The sequence below is a fragment of the Xanthobacteraceae bacterium genome, assembly GCA_019454205.1.
In the GTDB taxonomy this organism is placed as follows: domain Bacteria; phylum Pseudomonadota; class Alphaproteobacteria; order Rhizobiales; family Xanthobacteraceae.
The window spans coordinates 2,237,795-2,257,731 of record CP075369.1 but is presented as its reverse complement, the minus strand read 5'-3'; the positions used below and the strand labels follow the sequence as shown (position 1 = coordinate 2,257,731).

Annotated in this window: 17 protein-coding genes, 1 tRNA gene and 2 pseudogenes; 15 read left to right on the top strand and 5 right to left on the bottom strand. The window is 60.6% G+C overall.

Annotated features, from left to right (window positions below):
* Nucleotides 1-517: 517 nt before the first annotated feature.
* The 11 genes from KF794_11285 to KF794_11235 all read left to right on the top strand — a co-directional run bounded on the left by KF794_11285 (nt 518) and on the right by KF794_11235 (nt 10,296).
* Nucleotides 518-1,003 (top strand): hypothetical protein, encoded by a 486-nt coding sequence (locus tag KF794_11285; GenBank protein QYK44355.1) that lies wholly within the window; start codon nt 518-520, stop codon nt 1,001-1,003.
* Between the two features lie 63 nt (nt 1,004-1,066).
* Complete coding sequence (locus tag KF794_11280) at nt 1,067-1,594, top strand: hypothetical protein (protein QYK44354.1); 528 nt, start codon at nt 1,067-1,069, stop codon at nt 1,592-1,594.
* Between the two features lie 101 nt (nt 1,595-1,695).
* Nucleotides 1,696-2,499: a lytic murein transglycosylase gene (locus KF794_11275; GenBank protein QYK46682.1), complete on the top strand. Its 804-nt coding sequence runs from the start codon at nt 1,696-1,698 to the stop codon at nt 2,497-2,499.
* A gap of 246 nt (nt 2,500-2,745) precedes the next feature.
* The gene (locus KF794_11270; protein ID QYK44353.1) at nt 2,746-3,936 is read left to right on the top strand and encodes a GGDEF domain-containing protein; all 1,191 of its coding nucleotides are present in this window, start codon (nt 2,746-2,748) and stop codon (nt 3,934-3,936) included.
* Nucleotides 3,937-4,045: 109 nt separating this feature from the next.
* Nucleotides 4,046-4,267 (top strand): hypothetical protein, encoded by a 222-nt coding sequence (locus tag KF794_11265; protein ID QYK44352.1) that lies wholly within the window; start codon nt 4,046-4,048, stop codon nt 4,265-4,267.
* Nucleotides 4,268-4,287: 20 nt separating this feature from the next.
* A complete protein-coding gene (locus tag KF794_11260) occupies nt 4,288-5,169 on the top strand; it encodes a diacylglycerol kinase (protein ID QYK44351.1) in 882 nt (293 codons plus the stop codon).
* A 52-nt stretch (nt 5,170-5,221) separates the two neighbouring features.
* Nucleotides 5,222-6,400 carry an N-methyl-L-tryptophan oxidase gene (gene solA, locus KF794_11255; protein QYK44350.1) on the top strand — a complete coding sequence of 393 codons (1,179 nt, stop codon included), beginning with the start codon at nt 5,222-5,224 and terminating at the stop codon, nt 6,398-6,400.
* 51 nt (nt 6,401-6,451) lie between these two features.
* Nucleotides 6,452-7,171 (top strand): hypothetical protein, encoded by a 720-nt coding sequence (locus tag KF794_11250; protein ID QYK44349.1) that lies wholly within the window; start codon nt 6,452-6,454, stop codon nt 7,169-7,171.
* Nucleotides 7,172-7,408: 237 nt separating this feature from the next.
* A complete protein-coding gene (locus KF794_11245) occupies nt 7,409-8,560 on the top strand; it encodes an MFS transporter (protein ID QYK46681.1) in 1,152 nt (383 codons plus the stop codon).
* Between the two features lie 87 nt (nt 8,561-8,647).
* Nucleotides 8,648-8,974: a polyhydroxyalkanoic acid system family protein gene (locus tag KF794_11240; protein QYK44348.1), complete on the top strand. Its 327-nt coding sequence runs from the start codon at nt 8,648-8,650 to the stop codon at nt 8,972-8,974.
* Between the two features lie 107 nt (nt 8,975-9,081).
* A complete protein-coding gene (locus KF794_11235; protein QYK44347.1) occupies nt 9,082-10,296 on the top strand; it encodes an MFS transporter in 1,215 nt (404 codons plus the stop codon).
* An 83-nt stretch (nt 10,297-10,379) separates the two neighbouring features.
* Here KF794_11235 and KF794_11230 read toward each other — a convergent pair whose 3' ends face one another.
* Nucleotides 10,380-10,775 carry a DUF4112 domain-containing protein gene (locus KF794_11230; protein ID QYK44346.1) on the bottom strand — a complete coding sequence of 132 codons (396 nt, stop codon included), beginning with the start codon at nt 10,773-10,775 and terminating at the stop codon, nt 10,380-10,382.
* A 141-nt stretch (nt 10,776-10,916) separates the two neighbouring features.
* Here KF794_11230 and KF794_11225 point away from each other — a divergent pair, with 141 nt between their 5' ends.
* Nucleotides 10,917-11,297 carry an aspartate 1-decarboxylase gene (locus KF794_11225; GenBank protein QYK44345.1) on the top strand — a complete coding sequence of 127 codons (381 nt, stop codon included), beginning with the start codon at nt 10,917-10,919 and terminating at the stop codon, nt 11,295-11,297.
* A 9-nt stretch (nt 11,298-11,306) separates the two neighbouring features.
* On the opposite strand, the gene KF794_11220 is transcribed toward KF794_11225, so the two are convergent.
* Entirely contained in the window at nt 11,307-12,020 is a 714-nt protein-coding gene (locus KF794_11220; GenBank protein ID QYK44344.1) for an SIMPL domain-containing protein, read from the bottom strand.
* Nucleotides 12,021-12,133: 113 nt separating this feature from the next.
* Between KF794_11220 and KF794_11215 the strand changes: the two genes are divergently transcribed.
* Nucleotides 12,134-12,209, top strand: a tRNA-Ile gene (locus KF794_11215).
* A 77-nt stretch (nt 12,210-12,286) separates the two neighbouring features.
* Here KF794_11215 and KF794_11210 read toward each other — a convergent pair.
* From KF794_11210 to KF794_11200, 3 genes and pseudogenes are all read right to left on the bottom strand, one after another.
* Nucleotides 12,287-13,403: pseudogene (locus tag KF794_11210) on the bottom strand (tyrosine-type recombinase/integrase).
* Between the two features lie 551 nt (nt 13,404-13,954).
* A complete protein-coding gene (pdeM, locus tag KF794_11205) occupies nt 13,955-14,650 on the bottom strand; it encodes a ligase-associated DNA damage response endonuclease PdeM (GenBank protein QYK44343.1) in 696 nt (231 codons plus the stop codon).
* A pseudogene (locus tag KF794_11200) lies at nt 14,583-17,188 on the bottom strand (ligase-associated DNA damage response DEXH box helicase). Before KF794_11200 ends, pdeM begins: the two are co-directional and overlap by 68 nt.
* A 75-nt stretch (nt 17,189-17,263) precedes the next feature.
* On the opposite strand from KF794_11200, the gene KF794_11195 reads away from it, so the two are divergent.
* Both KF794_11195 and KF794_11190 read left to right on the top strand, forming a co-directional pair.
* Nucleotides 17,264-18,304 (top strand): ligase-associated DNA damage response exonuclease, encoded by a 1,041-nt coding sequence (locus KF794_11195; protein ID QYK44342.1) that lies wholly within the window; start codon nt 17,264-17,266, stop codon nt 18,302-18,304.
* Nucleotides 18,301-19,935, top strand: coding sequence for a cisplatin damage response ATP-dependent DNA ligase (locus tag KF794_11190; GenBank protein ID QYK46680.1), 1,635 nt, complete (start codon nt 18,301-18,303; stop codon nt 19,933-19,935). Before KF794_11195 ends, KF794_11190 begins: the two co-directional genes overlap by 4 nt.
* The last annotated feature ends 2 nt before the right edge of the window (nt 19,936-19,937 follow it).

Here is a 19,937-nt window from a genome sequence, read left to right as displayed (position 1 = left end):
ACAAAAAATATAGGCCTATATTCCTATCACCTTCCCCTTCAAAGGGGCGTTTCTCGAGGCGTCGTGAAGCGGGGGAGGGTGCGGCGCCCGCTGTCTCAGGTTCGCAGCCTGAAGATACCGGGGAGCCTCGGGTCACCGTCCGCGCGCAATACGACGCGCCGCCGTCCTCGCTCGTCGAGGCGCGAAGCCGCGAAACCGGTTTCGTGATGGCTGGAATGGGGACCGGAAGCGCGGGAGAAATCCCCGCGTTGCGCTTTGCCCGCTTACAGCGGGCCGCGCCAAATTCCGGTCCCGGAAGCACGGTCCTGAGGCGCTAGCAGACGCCGCCTGAGCCGGGCGCCGAGAGGCGTTCCCGCGAGGTTCACCCCTCGCGGGCGGCAACACCCACGCGCCTCCGGCGCCTGGCTCACCCCTTCTCAAGGGGTGCCTTCCCACCGAGGGTCAGCGGTGGATCACGAGAGGGAGCAACCAAAACGCGCGAGGCACTTCGCCCGCGCGAACGAAGGATGCTGCCTGCATGAAACGTTTTTCCGCTTCCATCGACGCGCTCGACAATCCACTCAAAACCGGCAATCCCGTTACGCACGAGCACAACGGCAAGCGCCTCCTGATGCACTCGCGCGAAATTCCGCCCGCGCCGAAAAAGCGTGCGGAGAAGCGCAGGCCGGAGCAGATCGCAATTACCGCGCAGGACAACGCGCCTCCACTGCCTTCGGATTTGCCGCGAACATTGCCGAAATCCATGAAGCCGCCGCGCATTGTCGCGCGCAATCCTTCGCTCGCTGCAAGCGAAGGGTGGCAGTTGCTCGCCAAGGCGATAGTGCGCGCGGCAGGCCATCCGCAGCGTTGTCATCAATCCGGCTGCCGCCGGGCGCGCGTCTGCATCGGCGGAAACGACGCCTGCTATGTCCGGGAGTTCGCCTTCGTCGACGTGTTCATGCAGCGCCATGTGCTGCCGCGGCTCAAGGCCGGTGCGCGGCAAAATGCCGATGTTGAGGATTGAAGATGGCGCTGGAACTTCCGCTTGCTTTCGCCGTTATCGGCTGAACCAGCCGGAAGCGCACTCATGTCCCTCATCTTCGATACCTCGAAAACCCGTAGCGAAGCATCGTTCGGCAGGAAAACCGCCGCCAGCATCGTGCTCGGCCTCGTTCTCCTCGTCGGCATTTATGCGTGGTTTTCGGCGGGGGCTTTCGGCACCATGCTGATCCTGCGCGGTGTCGCGGGCGACAACGCCCCGCGCGGACTGCTCGATGACAACGCCGCGCTCGCCTATGCCCGCAAACACGGTTATGCGGGCGAAGTGATTGACGTCGCGGCCGATGGCGGCCCGCAGGTGCAGCTTGCGCTCAAGCGCATCCGCGAAGGTGGCGTCACCGCGCTCTATGGTTTCTCCGGCGGCGGCTTTAACGCCACCGCAGTCTGGAATGCGCTGAAACCGGAGGAGCGCGCCCGCATCCGCCGCATCGTCGTCGTGGGTGCGCCCGGCATCACGAAAGCGAGCTTCCCCGGTGCGCGTGAAGTGGTCGTGCAGGAAGACCCGCCCGCCGGGCACATGGAAGGCCCGCGCGCGCTGCTGCAGTCTGGCAACTGAACCCCTGTAGAAGTCCGGATTTCGTTCTTTTCGTCCGCCTTGAATAAGGCGTGGATGGCCGGAATAAATCCGGCCACGACGAACCCGATGCATGGCCGCACATGATTCTCCGCACGCTTGTTGTTTTAATTTTTTCGCTCGCCCTCGCATTACCCGCGCACGCCGCCAAGTGCGGCGGCGACTTCGACCGTTTCATCGCCGAATTCTCGCGCGAGGCGCGCCAGCAGGGCATTTCGCAGCGGGTGATCGACGACGAATTCGAGGGCGTCCAGCAGGACGCCAAGGTGTTGCAGTTCGACCGCCGCCAGCGCAACACCTTCAAGCGTTCGTGGGAGGATTACGCGAAAACGCGTGTAACGCCCGCGCGCGTGAAGCGCGCGAAGAACCTGCTCCAGCGCCACGCGCGGCTGTTCGACCGCGTGGAGCAGCGCTTCGGCGTGCCGCGCGAACTCATCATGGCGATCTGGACAATGGAGACCGACAACGGTGGTGATATGGGCCGCCTCTCGGTGGTGAAGACGCTGGCGACGCTCGCGCACGATTGCCGCCGCACCGATCTATTCCAGAAGGAATTGCTCGCGGCACTGCAGATCATCCAGCGCGGCGACCTCACCAACAAGGAGCTGATCGGTGCTTACGCGGGTGAGATCGGCCAGACGCAGTTCCTGCCTAGTTCATACATAAAGTACGGGGTCGATTTCGATGGCGATGGGCACGTCAACCTGCGCCGCTCTGTGCCGGATGTGCTGGCCTCGACCGCGAACCTGCTCGCGACCAACGGTTGGCAGCGCGGTCAGCCTTTTGGCGAAGGCACGCCGAATTTCATGGTGCTGCGCGAGTGGAATCGCTCGGAGGTGTACCGCAAGACACTGCATTATTTTGCGGAGCAGTTGCGGAGAGAGTAGCCGATCAGCCGCAAACTTTGGCTGCTAACGTTTGATAATTGCATCAAGCAACCCACGCGGCGTTAACCTTTTCAAAACCACGAACCGGGTTCCACGCACAGGGGTGATGCTTCCTTAAGCGCGGTCGCGCAGGATTACCGCAATATCGGGGGAGAAGAGCTTCGCGAACGGGAGCCTTCGGAAAAATGCGCCGGACAGATAACTGCAACGGACAATCGCGCGCGCATAACCGCTGCATGGTGCGCCATGCTTAGCGTACCCACGCTGTTCATCGTCTTCTTCATCAATTTCGTGTCGCTGGGACTGGTCTGGTTCTACGTCATGCGCAGCTATCCGAATTTCGGAGCGGCGCGTTTCTGGGCCGCGGCTGCCTCAATCGCGGCATTGGGTGCTGCGACTTCCATCCTGCGTGGCATTGCGCATCCATTGGTGCCGATTGTCGCCGGTGGTGGCCTGTTCGTTTTCGCGGGCTTCCTCGCCTCCATGGGTATTCAGCGGCTGTACGAACGGCCGTTGATGTGGCGTCTGTCGTTTGTGGTCACCGGCATTTGCATGCTCGGCCTGACCGCTTTCACGCTATGGCAGGACAATATGCCGGCGCGCATATTTGTGTATTCGCTCGCGCAAGTAATCCCGCTCCTGGCGGTGCTGCCGCTTCTGCTGTCGCGCAAGAATGGACCGCAGCGTCCGGGCGCACGCATGACCGGGTTCATCACGGTCTTCTGCATGGTTATTTATCTGGCGCGGCCTGTTGCCAGCGCTTTCGATATTGGCGGCGAGGTATCGCTCACGGAATTCAATACGATGCAGGCGTCGTTGCTCGTGTTGCTCGTGTTTTCGAGCATGGCGCTCAACTTCGGTTTCCTGTTGATGGCGATCGACCGTCTGCGCGCGGAAGTGGCCGATCTCGCGCTCTCCGACGATCTGACGGGAGCCGCCAACCGCCGGCAGTTCCAGATGCGGCTGGAAGAGGAATGCGCGCGCTCCGATCGCACGCAGGATCCTTTCGCGTTGTTGATGATCGACCTCGACCGTTTCAAGACGATCAACGATAGCCAGGGTCACGCGGCCGGCGACGAATGTCTGCGGCTGCTGAGGGGTGTCGTGCAGTCCCAATTGCGCAGCGGGGATCTGCTTGCCCGCATCGGCGGGGATGAGTTTTGCGTCGTCATGCCTTCGACGACACTGCGCGAAGGCGCGATGGTCGCGCGGCGCGTGTTGCAAGCCTGCCGCACGAAATGGACGCCGGAGAATGGCGAGCCGATCTCGATCTCGGCGAGCATCGGCGTCGCCCAGTGGCGTAACGACATCGGCCGCCGGTCCGAGCGTTTGATCGCCGAAGCGGATCAGGCGCTTTACGCAGCGAAGCATAGCGGCCGGGATTGTTACCGGTTGCACGAACCCGCACTTGCCGAGCCTCTTCTCAAGCGGGCCTAATCGAACCTTCTATCCTTCGCGGCATGGAACTTTGCTGCCATGCTGCGCGTTACTCTACGCTTTGCGCGAATCCGCCATACCGGCCGCGCACCACGCGGAGGGTTTCGTCATGTCCGGCATTTCCGACGAACAGATCTCGCTGATGGTCGACATTGGCCAAAAGGCGCCGCTTTCGCTGAATAGCGAGAAGCGCCGCGCTATCGAAGGCCTGATTGTAGCGGGTTACGTCACGCCTTCGAACGAGGATGATGCATCGCTCGCGCCTTATGAACTTACGTCGAAGGCGGAGCGTTTTCTCTCCGAGCGCGGAGCGGGTCTGAACGAGGCATAACAATCGCCTATTGCCCGCCCATGAAGAATGTACTCGTTATTCTGAACGAGCGTGCAGGATCGCTGCTCGGCCGTAATGGCGGAGAGATTCGCGACATCGTCGAGAAGACTCTGGCCGGCCCCGGGCGCGAGATTCGCGTCGTTCTGACTCACGGCAGGGAAATTGTTCGCGAAATCCACAACGGCGCGAAAACTGGCTACGATACGCTCATCATTGGCGGCGGCGATGGCTCAGTGAATTGTGCTGCGAGCGCGCTTGCCGGTACCAAGCAGGCTCTCGGCGTACTTCCACTTGGCACCATGAACCTGTTCGCGCGCGATCTGGGGATGCCGCCGAAACTGGAAGATGCTCTTTCGGCGCTGGCTTCAGGCAAGGAACGGCAGGTTGATCTGGCGCGGTTGAACGGGCGGCTATTTCACACTCTGTCGGGTATCGGATTTTTCAGCCAGATGGCGCGCGCCCGTGAGGAGGTGCGCAGTCTTCCGGGCAAGGCGGTGCAGGTTGTAGCGGCTGCATGGCGCGCGTTCTCGCGGACTGGCCATTTCTCGCTAGAACTCGATATCGACGGCAAAAAACGCAGCATCGAAACCTATGCATTACTCGTCACTGTCAACCGCTTCACCGGTGAAGCGTGGCGGCGTGAGACGCTCGACAAGGGCGTGCTGGAATGTCATTTCGCGACCGACAAGGCCACAGCCGCACGATTGAAGGCAGGAGCCGATCTCGTCACGGGGCGATGGCGCGATAATCCCGGCATCGAAAGCTATACGGCAACGCGCGTGCGCGTCGAGCGTTCGCGCCGGCGTGCCTGGGTTGCGACCGACGGCGAACTGATGCGCGAATATACGCCGCTCGAATATATCGTCGTGCCCAAAGCGCTTCGTATCATCGCTCCCATTTGACGTTCGCAAGCGCCTGTCGCACGTTGCCGGAAAGTTTCATGGGCTGCGGGAAGTGCAAAAATCATACGACGTTATTGTGCTCGGTCTCGGTGCGATGGGCGCGGCCAGCGTGTATCAGCTTGTGAAGCGTGGTGCGCGTGTGCTCGGCATCGACCGTCATCACCCGCCGCATACATTCGGTTCGTCGCACGGCGATACGCGCATCACGCGCATCGCCTGCGGGGAGGGGATCGAATACACGCCGTTCGCAAGGCGTTCACATGAAATCTGGCGTGGTCTCGAAAAGGAAGGCGGAGAAAGCCTGCTCACGCAGAACGGACTGGCAGTCATCCAGAGTCCGGGCGGTGCGGCGTTGCATGGCAATGCGCACTTCCTCGAGACCACGGTAGAAGCGGCGGAAGCCGCGAAGGTTTCCTACCGGATGCCTTCGCCGGAGCAATTTCGTGCCCAGTCGCCGGCGTTCGCGGTGAGTGAGTCTGACAGGATTTATCTCGACGACACGTCGGGCTTCGTGCGGCCGGAACGCTGCATCGGCTTGCAATTGCGGTTTGCGAAAGAGCGTGGCGCGGAATTTCGCATGGACGAAACGGTCGTTTCGTTCGCACAGGAAGACGGCTTGGTTCGCGTCGTTACGGACCGCGAGCGCTATGAAGCGGAGCATCTCGTCGTGTGCGCGGGAGCGTGGCTGCGGGAGCTATTGAGAGAGCGCGAGGATGTTGCGCCGAGAATCCTGCGGCAAGTGATCCATTGGTTCGCAATTCGCGAAGGCGAGGCGTTCGAGGATTATTCGCCGGAGAAGTTTCCGGTGTTCTGCTGGCAGGTGCCAGAGCCGCAGATCGTCTACGGTTTTCCCGCACTCGACGGACCGGATGGCGGCATCAAACTCGGTACCGAACAATATCTTCCGGTGAAGTGTGTCGCGGATGTGGACCGCACGGTCAGCGATGCGGAAACGCGCGCGACCTACGAGACTTACGTGCAGCCGTATTTTCCCGGCATCAGCGAAAGATGTCTGCGTAGCGCCGTCTGCCTTTATGCGTACAGGCCGGATGCGCGTTTCATCATCGACCGGCATCCGCATATGGATCGCGTTATGGTGGTCTCCGCGTGTTCGGGGCACGGGTTCAAACATTCGGCGGCGATTGGCGAAACGATAGCGCAGGCACTTGGTGGCGAGCCGCACCTCGACCTTTCCGCGTTTCGTTTCGGTTCCGTCCCCGCGGAAGCGTGATTTGACGCCGCCGCTTGTGGTTTGCGACTTTTAATCCGGGAGTATCGGTACATGAGCCTCAATCAGGAAATCGCGAGACAGGCGCCGGGGCGGTTCTGGTATCTCGTCGCGCTGGTTCTCTTCATCGGCTCGATGCTGGCGCCCGGCGTTATCGTGCTGCTGACTGTGTTCGGGGGCGGCGACAATGTGCTTCGTCTCGTCGCGCCAGAAACGAAAACGCTACGCCTCGAACGCGGTACCTATTCGATTTTCTCCGACAGTCGCGCAGTGGTCGATGGCGAGGTAGTCATATCCCAGGGAAGCATTTCTGGCCTGCGTGTCACGATCCGCAGCGCGGCGGGGGCTGAAATTCCTGTCGTCGCGTCGAGCGTTCCGTCCCGCTATTCTTACGGCGGGCAAAGCGGTTTCAGCATTTTCGAATTCAGGATTCCGGAAACCGGTAACTACAGCGTTTCCGCGACTTATCGCGAGGCGTCGAACAACCAGCGTGGTCTGCTTTCCATCCGCAAGGATTTCCTCGGCGGCTTGCTAGGTTCGATTTTCGCTTCGGTCGGTGTCGCGTTGGTAGGCACTTTTCTCGCGGTCTTCATCTTCCTGCGCACATTATGGCGGCGGGCAAGCGTATTCCGGCAAGTGGCGGTCAAGGCGTTTACCGAACAGGCAACAGGCGGCCGTGGAACGTATACGCCGCCGGGGAGCGTGAAGCGGCCACAGCCGCAACCGGCGCAAAACGACTCGCCGGTGCAACACCAGTACGACCGCGACAAATAGAAGACGATACTCCGCCGTTCTCGCATCCCGCCAAGGCATGGAGCCGATGCGCGCGTGTCATGACTTGACGCCGCATTTCGCTGCAATGCGGCTTGACCTGCGAACAGGACGCGAAGAGAACGGGTCGTCGTGAATTCAATCCTCCAATCATCTCCCGCCACCGGCATCGCCGAGTCCCGCTATGCTTGGGTAAGGCTATGGGTCGCGCTGCTTGCGGGCGCGATCGGTTCGGTGGGCATGTGGTCGGTCGTGGTGATCCTGCCGGCGGTGCAGCGCGATTTCGGCGTACTGCGCGCGGACGCCACGCTGCCATACACGCTTACGATGCTCGGCTTCGGCATCGGCGGTGTTGCGCTTGGCAAGGTCGCCGATCGCTACGGCATCGTCATCCCGATGCTGATCGGCACTGCTTCGCTATCGGCAGGGTATCTTCTTTCCGGCATTTCGCCGACGCTGTTCCTGTTCGCGCTGACTCATATTTTAATCGGGATCGGCGCGTCGGTGACCTTCGCGCCGATGATGGCCGATCTCTCGCACTGGTTCACGAAGCGGCGCGGCATCGCAGTGGCGATGGCGGCATCCGGCAATTACCTTGCCGGGGCGATCTGGCCGCCCATCGTGCAATACATGTCGTCGTCGCTCGGCTGGCGGCAAACGCAATTCTGGATCGGTCTTTTCGTCCTCATCGCGATCCTGCCGCTTACGTTTGTGTTTCGGCCGCGCATCGCGCTGGCGGAAGCCGTGCAGGCCAATGCCGCGGCGACGGGCGCGCGCAACGCGCTCGGCATCTCCTCGAACGCATTGATGATTATTCTCTGCGTCGCGGGCGTCGCCTGCTGTGTAGCGATGTCGATGCCGCAGGTTCATATCGTCGCCTATTGCGGCGACCTCGGCTATGGCGTGGCGCGCGGCGCGGAAATGCTCTCGCTGATGCTGGCGTTCGGGATTATCAGCCGCGTCAGCTCCGGCTTTATCGCCGATCGTATCGGCGGTGTTGCGACGTTGCTGCTTGGTTCGTTCCTGCAGGGCGTCGCGCTGTTCCTCTATCTCTTCTTTAATGGCCTCACTTCGCTTTATGTCGTCTCGATCCTGTTCGGGCTGTTTCAGGGCGGCATCGTGCCGATGTACGCGGTGATTGTGCGCGAATATTTCCCGCCACAGGAATCGGGCGTGCGCGTGGGCATCGTCATCTTCTCGACCATCGTCGGCATGGCGCTCGGCGGGTGGGTGTCGGGCGCGATCTTCGATTACACAGGCTCCTACCAGGCGGCGTTCGCGAACGGCCTTGCGTGGAACCTTCTGAACGTCGCGATTGCGAGCTGGCTGCTCTTTACGTCGCGTTCGGGCAGGTCCGCGGGCGGCGCGGGAACGGCGGGAGCCAAGGCGTAAGCCAGCGAAAGTTTTTCCTGCCGAACCCTTCTGTTTTCCCGCCGCATCACCTACATGGCCGGGAACGGCTTTTCCGGGAATTCGGTCATGGCAGAGAAAGTATCGGTCACGATTTCGCACAAGCTGGGCAAGGAAGAAGCGCGCGGCCGCATCCAGCGCGGCTTCGCGGCGGCCCGCGAGAAGGGCGGCGGACTGATGAAGTTCGCGGACGAAACCTGGGACGGCGACCGGCTCTCCTTCAATGTGTCCATGCTCGGACAGAACGCGGCCGGCACCATCGACGTGCGCGAGGACCATGTGGTCATCGACGTCGCGCTGCCGTGGCTTCTCGCCAAGATGGCGGAGCAGGCGAAGGTTTTGATCGAGAAGCAGGGCAAGCAGCTTCTGCTGGAAAACAAGAAGCCTTCCGCGTAGCGGGCCGCCTCGACACGCGCGGCATGGCAGCACCGCGCGGCTTCCGATTGCGTGGAGACGGGGTTAGCGAATAGGTTGCGCGGCCTCTCTCCGGAACCTTCCCGCAAATGCCGCGCGAATCCCGCATCTTCTACGGCTGGTACATCGTCGCAGCCGTGTGCTTCATCACGACCATCACGTCGGGGCTGGCGTTCTATAACCTGTCGGTGCTGCTGAACGCCTTCGTGGTCGAGCGCGGTTTTCCCGTATCGCTCACCAGCGCGGCGACGGCGACCTTCTTCATCGCTGGTGGTTTTGCGGGCGTCGTGGCTGGCAGGCTGGTCGATAAATTCGATCCGCGCGCGGTGATCGTGGTGAGTGCGGCGCTCGGCGCGGTGTGCCTGTTCTCGGTCGGCTATCTCTATTCGACCTGGCAGTTGTTCCTGTTCCACGCGGCGTTCGGGGCGGCCTATGGCGGAACCGGACTGGTTTCGCTTACCACCATCGTCACGCGCTGGTTCAACGTGAAGCGCGCGCTTGCGCTTTCTGTCGCCTTCACGGGCCTTTCGCTCGGCGGAATTTTCATCGCACCCTTCGTCGCGCTTTCCATCGAGCGTGGGGGGCTGGCGGGCACCGGGCCGTGGATGGCGGCCGTGTTTTTTCTCGGCATCGCGCCGGTGACATGGCTGGCCCTGCGCGGCAGTCCCGCGCAATACGGGCTGGAGCCGGATGGTGGTGCTCGCGCGGCGGACGGAGCGCCGCAGGTACCAGTGCCTTCCGTGACCTACGCAGAAGCGAAGCGTTCCGGGTTCTTCTACGCGGTATCCATCGCTTATCTGTTTCTGCTTGGCGCGCAGGTTGGCGCGATCGCGCATCTGTTCCGGCTTGCGAATGTCCGCGATGGTTCGCGTACTGCCGCGCTTTCGCTGGCGTTTCTCGCCGCCGCCAGCATCACGGGACGGCTGACCGGCGGCTGGCTTCTGCTTCGCGTAAAGCCGCGCACCTTCGCGCTGGTGCTGATGGCGGTGCAGGGTTGTTCGTTGTTCCTCCTGGCGTTTGCCGGAGACCGCTTCGCCATTCTCGCTTGCGTGGTGATGTTCGGGCTGACCATCGGCAATTCGCTGATGATGCATCCGATCCTGCTGGCAGACCGCTTCGGCACGCTGGAATACGGCCGCATCTATTCGATGAGCCAGTTCGTGACCATGGTCGGCGTCGCCGGCGGGCCGGCCGCCATCGGCGTGCTGTACGACTGGAGCGCCGGTTATACGATCCCGTTTCTGGTGATGGCGGCGGCGACCCTGATCGGGCTGCTGGTGCTCATGTTCGGGACGAGGAAATAGAACGGCTTGTCCGCAGGTAGCGGGCGTGACTTCGCCGCCGACGCTACAAGCCGGTTCTCTCTTGTGTTCCCGTCGCCGGAAGCCTAGAGGCGGTCCGTCTTCTCGAAGTGTTTCCGCAGTAGCCGGACGTTGCGCAGGTTGGCGCGGAAGGCGACATCGAAGATGTCGCCGAGCACCGGAACTGTGCCAACCGCGCCGTCAATCGCGATATTCCCGACCATGCGCGCGACCAAATGACCGGGCGCGCCCATGCGCCGGGCTTCGAGCACGATCAGGCTGGAGATCGCGGCGGAGACCAGATCGCCCGCGCCGGGGATCAGGCCGATCACTGCATCGGCGCCGAAACGGATGTTGGTGCCGGGCACGACCAGCGCGGCGTCCATCAGCGTCGCCAGCCGCTCCAGCCGGACGAGGCGTTCCTCGACGCTTGCGCCGGTGGCGCGGTCGAAATCGCGTGCAGAATCGAAAATACGGGCCATCGAGGCTCTCCCTGACGCGGCGTCACATAGGTAAGGAGAACCATTCCGCAAGCGCAGGGTTGCCTCTGCGCAAAAAATACTGACGCGGGAAGGGAAAGGCGCTATACGCCCGCCCTTCGCAGGAGACCAGGAGACGGAGTCATGCTGCTGACGCTGATAAAAGGCAAGATCCACCGCGCCGTAGTGACCGGTGCCGACCTTCATTACGAAGGTTCGATCGGGATCGACCGCGCGCTGATGGACGCGGCCGGGTTTCTGCGAAATGAGCGGGTGGAAATCTACAACATCTCGTCGGGCGCGCGTTTTGCGACCTATGTGATCGAGGAGCCGTCGCAGTCGGGCGCGATCACGCTGAACGGCGCGGCCGCGCGGCTCGTCCAGAAAGGCGACCATGTCATCATCTGCGCCTATGCGCAGATGGACGAACAGGAAGCCAAGTCCTTCAAGCCGCGCGTCATACTCGTGGACGAATTCAATCGCGAGAAGGGCGAGAAGCCCGACTCTTGCCTGATGAAGACGTAAGCGACGCGGTTACTTCGGCGCGACTTCGAACGACATATTCACCTGCACGGTAACGGCAAGTTCGCCTGCCTCGACCGGCACATCCGGGCGTCCCGGCGCGGCTTGCCGTTGCAGCATGATCGGCTGCGGGAAGTTCACGCCGCTCTCGCTGATGGACAGGATGCGGACGAGGCGCAGGTTCGCGGCTTCCGCGTAAATGTTCGCCTTACGCAGCACGTCCTTGATCGCGAGCTTGCGCGCTTCCTCGATCAGCGGCGCGCGGTTGTCGATCGAGAAGCGGATGCCCTGAATGTCGTTGGCGCCGGCCACGATCAGGCGGTCGAGCAGGCCGCCGAGTTTCTCGATGTCGCGGACGCGGATCGAGAGCATGTTGTTGGCTTGATAGCCGACGATGCGAACCGGCTGATTCTTGTCGGGGCGGACCGTATCGGGGGAGAGCGACAGGCCCGCGGTTTGCAGGTCGCGCGGTTCGATGCCGGAGTCCTTCGCAGCTTTCAGCGCCGCGCCGAGCAGGGTAGAGTTTTCGGCAATTGCTTCCTTCGCGGTCTTGCGGATGACTTCCACGCCGACCTGCACGGTTGCTACATCCGGTTTTGCGGTAACCACACCCTGACCGGTGAGCGAAAGCGTCGAGATCCGCGGGCTGTCCGATTGCGCGAGAGCGCTGCCGGCGAGCAATGCGCTGGCCGTCAGCGTCAGGATGAGCGAGCGAAGCGAGATCATTGTTGGTCCTCCCTTGATGCGGGCAAATAGCCAAGGCAACGCGGCTCATTTACGGTCACAGCGTGGCCGTTGTACGAAGCGGTGGCGCTTGATAGTTTGCCGCGCATCTTTCCGGGCCTGTAGCTCAATGGTTAGAGCCGACCGCTCATAACGGTCTGGTTCCTGGTTCGAGTCCAGGCAGGCCCACCAATCTTTTCAATCGGTTGCGAAGAAGGCTGACGCGGCACTGGTTGCGCGGCCAATGATTGGGCCAATGATTCCCGGTGCCGGTGGCCAATAGCATTCGCTGCGTTGCGCAGATGGTCAGGATGATGGTGACCGTAAACGCTCTCCAGCGTCTCCTGCGTCATGCCGAGAAACCCGCTGGCTTCCCACATCGATACGCCAGCCTGCATGAGCCGCCGCCGTATGGCGCAGCGTATGGGGCGTTACCTTTCCTTTCAGCCCGGCACGGCGGACCGCGCTCCGAAAGCCAACTGTAACCGACTTGACCGGCTTGTCGTGCCACTCGACAAAATGCGATTTGGCAATCTTCTTATTGGCCCAGCGCCTCATGTGGCTCAGCAGTTGAGAGGGCAAGGGAACCGGAGGCTGCCGCTTCTTGGTCGCCTTGGCACCCTCCGCAAGCCGGTAGAACAGCCCTCGTTCGAGATCGACGTACGATCGGCCTTCCGCTCGATAGGGAGATGCAGCAGCGACGGCAGCGGCGCGGGTTCCCGTATAGAGCGCGATAAGGATAAACCGAGCGACGTGCTGTAACGGTCGCTTATCGGTCGTGATCCTCTGTCCCCTTAAACGCCCCCGGTGCTGGGTCTGAATCTCCCGAGCTCGCCAACAGGCCCAGACCAGCGCAGCCACTTCGCCGCGTGTCAGCCAACGGTCGCGTGGTGGTCCCTTTGGCGGCAGCGTTACGCGAACAATGCCGCGATGCAGACCTTCCTTACTGTGGTGGTTGATGGCCGCGCGAAGGTCCTCGAGATCGCGACGGCTTCCGCCGGCTGATCCCGACCATTGCACGTATGCCCGGCAAGTAGCTCCGTTCACGTCGGAGAGGCGGAGCGCCCCCCAATACTCGTTCAGACGACGAATTCGATCGCGAGCGCACTCTGGACGGGCTTGAAGCGGCACGCGGTCATCCATGTAAATCGAGAGCACATCGGCAATCACGATACTTTCGATGTCGCGCGCTTTGCGAGACGGCTGGTATTTTCCCCCGATGTATTCGGCGAGCATTTGTTCGGCGCGCTCAGTTTCTGCCGGAGCGCATCCTGTGGCGATCTGCCTGACGCCATCGAGAATGAACCAGGCAGCGCGTCGCCGGGTTCGGTCAGTCTTCCGGGGTTTTCGTAACCAGAGTCTGGGGCCTTTCTTTCTTCGCGGCATAACCTTCTCATCCTCTCAATGTCGGCTAGCGTTGTGTAGAGTTTTCCAGCGATACGCTCGACGACCAAGCGTCCGCGCTCGTGCTCACGGCGAAGGCCGGAAGCGGTCATCGATCCATCGGGAAAGGCGAGCGCAGCCGCCACGGTCAGCCGTAGGGGCGTAGTCAGCGTTGCCTGGTCGATTGTCAGATTGGCAGATGCGCCAAGACGCTTGCCAGCAGCTCCATTCATCCGCGATTTTATACGGGTATTTTGTCGTCAGATGAATGCCACCAGCGGCTTCCAACGGCCTTAGGCGAACAGCACGTTTTGGAGCATCGCGGCGGATATCAACTTCTTGCAGCGCCACGAACTTCGACTCTATTCTATCATACTCTGACGAACGTCTGCGAACTTATTAAGAAGTTCTGCAAATCAAATAAGTTGGAAACTCAAGGCATCTCCAAGCGCCGCAGTGCCTAAAAAATAGTTTCATTCGCGTAGCGTTCGATGATTTCTCTAATACGATCAACAGACCACGTGGGTCAGGCTGGAGAGTTCCTTGAAGGATCGTTAGTCTGGCAGGCAGTGCGCCGCGGCGAACGAGAAAATCTCTTCGTTACCCAACATGTGAGCGAAGAATTCTCCGTCCATGATGCCGAGGAAGGCTGTGTCGCGAATATTAAAGCCCCCGGTTAGCGATCCAAAGGCCGGAAGTACCATCCTGCGTTCGGATGCCGCAAAGCAACGGCGCCGAACCGTCCGCCCCCGAACATAAACTCTCGCGACCGGATGGAAATGTCCGACGATTTCAAAGGCTCCGCTGCCGGGCTGATGCTGAAATGTAAGATTCCTGCGCTGAAAAACCTCTGAAAAGCGGCCGCCGATTTCTTCGATAATATCTGGATCGTGATTTCCGGAAATCCAGACCCACTCTCTGCTGTGTTGAAGGGCGAGCAGCGCGGCCCTGCTTTCAGGCGAAAGCCTTGCACCGCCTCCGCCGTCGTGAAAACTATCACCCAGTGCGATGACACGGATAGGTTCATAGACCTTGAGCACTTGGGAAAGCGCCTCGAGTGTCGCGTTTGTGTCGTAGGGCGGCAGCATCACGCCGCGAGCTGCGAAAAACGAAGCCTTTTCGAGATGAAGATCGGCAACGATAAGGGTGCGTTCCGCCGGCCAATAAAGCGCGCCGCTGCGATCAGCAAGGAACCGCTCGCCGCCGAGCGCGAGTTCCATTGCTCTTGGTCGCGGGCTTTCGTTGCGCATCGGACATCGCTTCCCGAATCAAATCTTCCGCAGCTTCTGAAAGAACCGCGTCGGCGGATTCGCCATAAACCGTTTCGCGCCCGATCTCCAGCATTACCGGCACGGCAAGCGGCGAGACGCGTTCCAGCGCTTTATGGTCGATCCGACCCTTGATGCGAGAAAGCATTTCGCCGAGACGGCGGATGTCGAGCAGTCCGGATGCCGCGTCCGCGCGGGCGGCGCGAAGCAGCAGATGATCGGGCTGATGTTTGCGGAGCACATCATAAATAAGATCCGTCGAGATGGTCACTTGCCGGCCGGTTTTTTCCATTCCCGGGAAGCGGCGCTCGACAAGGCCGGAGATCAGCGCGCAGTTGCGGAAAGAGCGCTTCATCAAAGCGGTCTCGGCGAGCCAGGTTTCGAGATCGTCGCCGAGAATGTCCTGATCGAAAAGATCGTCCAGCGCCAACGTACGAGACTTGATCGCGCCGTCGATGTCGCCGAGGCACCAGACAGCAAGCGAATATTCGGTCGCGACGAAGCCCAGCGGTCTCAGTTTTGCGCGTTCGAGGCGGCGAGTAAGCAACATGCCGAGCGTTTGGTGGGCGAGGCGACCTTCAAACGGGTAACAGACGAGATAACTTCTATCTGCACGCCAGAATGTCTCGACCAGTAGATTGTCCAGCTGCGGCAAAGCGGAGCGTATCTTCTGCAGTTCGAGCCATTCACGGACAGCATCCGGTAGTTCGCGCCAGCGTTTCGGTTCGGAAATCAGTTCACGCACGCCTTCCGCAAGAAAGGTCGACAACGGAAACTTTCCTCCGTCGTAGGCGGGAATTTTCGGGTCGGCGGATTTTGCCCGCGACGCCAGTACGTCATTCTCGCTGATTCCTTCGAACTGCAAAATCTCCCCGCCGAAAATAAAGGTGTCTCCCGGCACGAGATTTTCCGCGAAATATTCTTCGACCTGTCCGAGCACACGACCAGGCCGCGCGACCACGCGTTTCACCTCTTTTGCTTTATTACGCCCCGAATGAGACGAACGCGCAGCATCTGCGATTCGACGATCGTTCCGACGTTCATCCGATATTGACGCGCAAAACGCGGGTTCGTAAGGCGCCACAGATTGTCGGCGCCTTTCCGAATGCGGGCGAAGCGCTCGTAAACGCGAAGCGCATAACCGCCCGTCGCGACGAAATCGATCGCGTCGTCGAAGTCCTTGCGGCTCAAGTTACGATAGGGCGCTGCGCTTTTCACTTCGTCGTGGAGCCGGTCGGCTTCAAAGGCACCTGCGCAGGCCATTCCGAAGATGTGCTGCGACAGCACGTCAAGCGCGCCGGTGCGCAGCGGCGGCGTATCTTGCTTGCGCTTCGCGAGGGCCGCGACCGCTGCCCGGCATTCGAGCACTTCAAAGCGGTTGGACGGCACGAGAATGCCGCGGGATGGCTCGTCGAGTCTGTGATTGGCGCGGCCGATGCGCTGCTGAAGCCGCGAAATACCTTTCGGCGCGCCGACGTGGATGACGAGATCGACGTCGCCCCAATCTATGCCGAGATCGAGCGACGAAGTGCAAACCACGGCGCGCAATTTGCTGGCACCCATTGCGGCTTCGACTTTGCGACGTCGCGTCGCGTCGAGCGATCCGTGATGCAAAGCAATAGGAAGATTGCTTTCGTTGATATTCCAGATTTCTCGGAAAACTATCTCCGCCTGGCTTCGCGTGTTGACGAAAATCAGCGTCATCTTCTGCTTTTCGATCAGTTTGTAGATTTCTTCGTAGGCATAGCGGGCGGAATGCCCGGACCATGGCATCTCGGCACCGAAATCGAGCACCGAAACGTTTGGTTCGGCGCCTTCACGGGCGAGCACGAGATCGGCGGTCTTGTCGCCCGGGACCAGAAAATCGCAGAGTTCGTCGGGATTTGCGACGGTCGCGGACAAACCGACGAATTGCAGATCGGGGGCTAACGTCTTTAGTCGTGCGAGATCGAGCAAAAGCAGATCGCCGCGCTTGGATACGACCAGCGAATGCAATTCATCGAGTACGACTCTTTTGAGGTCAGCAAATAAAAACGGCGCGTCCGGCGAAGCGAGCAGCAACGCGAGCTGTTCCGGGGTAGTGAGCAATATGTCCGGCGGCCGCCGCCGCTGCCGCTGGCGAGCAGATAGGGGCGTGTCGCCAGTGCGCATTTCGACCGAGATCGAAAGCTTCATTTCACCGATCGGGCGCTCGAGATTTCGCTGGATGTCCGCGGCAAGCGCCTTCAGTGGCGAAAGATAGAGCGTGTGCAGCCCGCGTGTTCTCCGAAGTGAGCGGCCTGCGGATTTAAGGCTGAGATTCGAAGTCAGAGTGCCCGCAAGCTCGATCAGGCTGGGCAAAAATCCGGCGAGCGTCTTGCCGCCTCCGGTCGGCGCGATCAAAAGCGCCGAGCGGCCCTCCCGCGCTTTCTGCAAAAGCGCAAGCTGATGCGGATGCGGTTCCCAGCCGTTTTTTGCAAACCAGGCTTTGAACCGCGGCGGCAATGGCGGGTTATCGAGCGCGATCACAAATAGAGAGATAAGGCGAATGCGCCGTCACCGCTACGGGAGCCGAGCAACCTCGCAATCCACGCGCCCTATACCTATTCTCAGAAAATGCGCCCTGAACAATTGCTGACCCCGACACCGTCGGGGGTCTTTTGTAAGTCCGGAAAGTTCCATATCGATCCAACGCGCCCGGTGAACCGCGCTCTGATCACGCACGCACATTCCGATCATGCGCGCGCCGGCCATAAGCATGTGCTGGCGACACCCGAAACCCTCGACATCATGCGGTTGCGCTATGGCGAGAATTTTGCCGGATCGGTGCAGAAAATCCGCTACGGCGAGACCGTCAGACTCGATGGCGTGAAAGCGACCTTCCATCCGGCGGGCCATGTGCTTGGCTCCGCACAGATCGCGGTAGAAGCGGATGGCTGCCGGATCGTGGCGTCCGGAGACTACAAGGACGTGGCCGATCCAACTTGTACGCCGTTTGAGCTTGTGCCGTGCGATGTGTTCATTACAGAGGCGACGTTCGGCCTTCCGGTGTTTCGTCATCCCGAACCGGAAGAGGAAATCCGAAAGCTGCTCGAGAGCGCGAGACTGTTTCCTGACCGCGCGCATCTCGTGGGCGCGTATTCGCTGGGCAAGGCACAGCGCGTCATCGCGCTCATCCGCAACGCCGGGTATGACCAGCCGATCTACATTCACGGCGCGCTGGAAAAGATCACCGCCTACTATGAAGAACGCGGCATTCCGCTCGGCCCCATCGAACTCGTGAAAGGGGCCAAGAAAACCGAGCTAGCGGGAAAAATTGTAATCTGTCCGCCATCGGCGATGAGCGATTTGTGGTCGCGCAGATTTTCCGATCCGGTGACTTGCTTTGCGTCGGGCTGGATGCGCGTGCGCGCAAGGGCGCGGCAAGGCCAAATCCATTTGCCGCTTGTGATCTCGGATCACGCCGATTGGAGCGGCCTCATCAAGACGATTACGGCGACCGGTGCGGGCGAAGTCTGGGTGACACACGGGCAGGAAGACGCAATCGTACATTGGGCGAAGTCCAAAGGCCTGAAGGCGCGGCCGCTTGCAATTGTCGGCTATGGCGACGAAGAGGCGGAGAACCAACTCGACAAACCTGCGGAGGATTCCGCGTGAATCGTTTTGCCGAGTTGCTCGACCGTCTCGCTTATGAGCCTGGACGAAACAACAAGATTAAGCTGATTTCCGATTATTTTCGTAGCACGCCGGACCCAAGCCGTGGCTATGCGCTTGCTGCATTCACCGGCGCTTTATCGTTCAAGCATGCCAAGCCGGCGCTATTGCGCTCGCTTATTTCGGATCGTATCGATCCGGAGTTGTTCGCGCTGAGTTACGATTATGTCGGCGATCTCTCGGAAACGATCGCGCTGCTTTGGCCGTCGAACGAAGAACGCCGCAATTACGTTCCGACGCTCGCCGAAATTGTCGAGACACTGACTACGCTCGGAAAGCTCGAAATGCCGGGGCAACTCGTCCGCTGGCTCGATGCCCTCGATGAAAAAGGCCGATGGGCCTTATTGAAACTTGTCACCGGAGGATTACGCATCGGCGTGTCTGCGCGGCTTGCGAAAACCGCGGCCGCCGCACTCGGTCGGCACAATGTGACCGACGTTGAACTGATCTGGCCCGGCTTAGAACCGCCTTATGAAAAGCTCTTTGCCTGGCTGGAAGGAAACGGCGACGCACCGGAATCGGACAATCCAGTACTGTTTCGCCCCGCGATGCTTGCCCATGCGATCGATGAAGCCGATTTCGAAAAGCTCGATCCGAAAGAGTTTTCAGCGGAATGGAAATGGGATGGGATCCGCATGCAGGCGGCGAGTGGCCTGGATAAATCCGGAAAGCGCGTTACCCGGCTTTATTCGCGGACCGGAGAGGAGATCACGAAGAGTTTTCCGGATCTGGTTTCTGCGCTCGCGCTCGACGCCGTTATCGACGGTGAGTTGTTAATCCTTCGCGAGGGCAGGGTGCAGACGTTCAACGTCCTGCAGCAACGCCTAAACCGGAAAGCGATTTCATCGCAGCTGCTCGAAGAGTTTCCTGTACATATTCGCGCTTACGACCTTCTGTCCGAAGCCGGCGAAGATCTTCGGGATCTACCTTTTGCCGAGCGGCGCAAACGCCTCGAGAAATTTATTCGCAAGTTGAACGATTCCCGCGTCGATATTTCTCCGGTGGTTGCATTCCGGACCTGGCAGGAACTGGCAGAGGCGCGCGCAAATCCGGAAGCCAATGGAGCAGGAGAAGACGCCGATGCGGTCGAGGGCGTCATGCTCAAGCGCCTCGATTCCATTTATCAGCCGGGACGGCCGAAAGGGCCGTGGTGGAAATGGAAGCGCGATCCGAAACTGATCGATGCGGTTCTGATGTATGCGCAACGCGGACACGGCAAGCGGTCCTCTTTTTATTCCGACTACACGTTCGGTGTCTGGAAGAATGGCGATGAAGGCGAACAACTCGTTCCCGTTGGCAAGGCTTATTTCGGTTTCACCGACGAGGAACTGAAAGAGATCGACCGGTTCGTGCGGCGGAACACGGTGAACAAGTTCGGTCCCGTGCGAGAAGTCGCCCACGAAGCGAATAAGGGCCTCGTGCTCGAAGTGGCCTTCGAGGGACTGGCGCGCTCGAAACGGCACAAGTCCGGGGTCGCGATGCGGTTTCCAAGAATCAATCGATTGCGCTGGGACAAACCGCCAAAAGAAGCGGATCGTATCGAGGCGCTTGAAGCGCTTCTGGAACCGAAGTGACG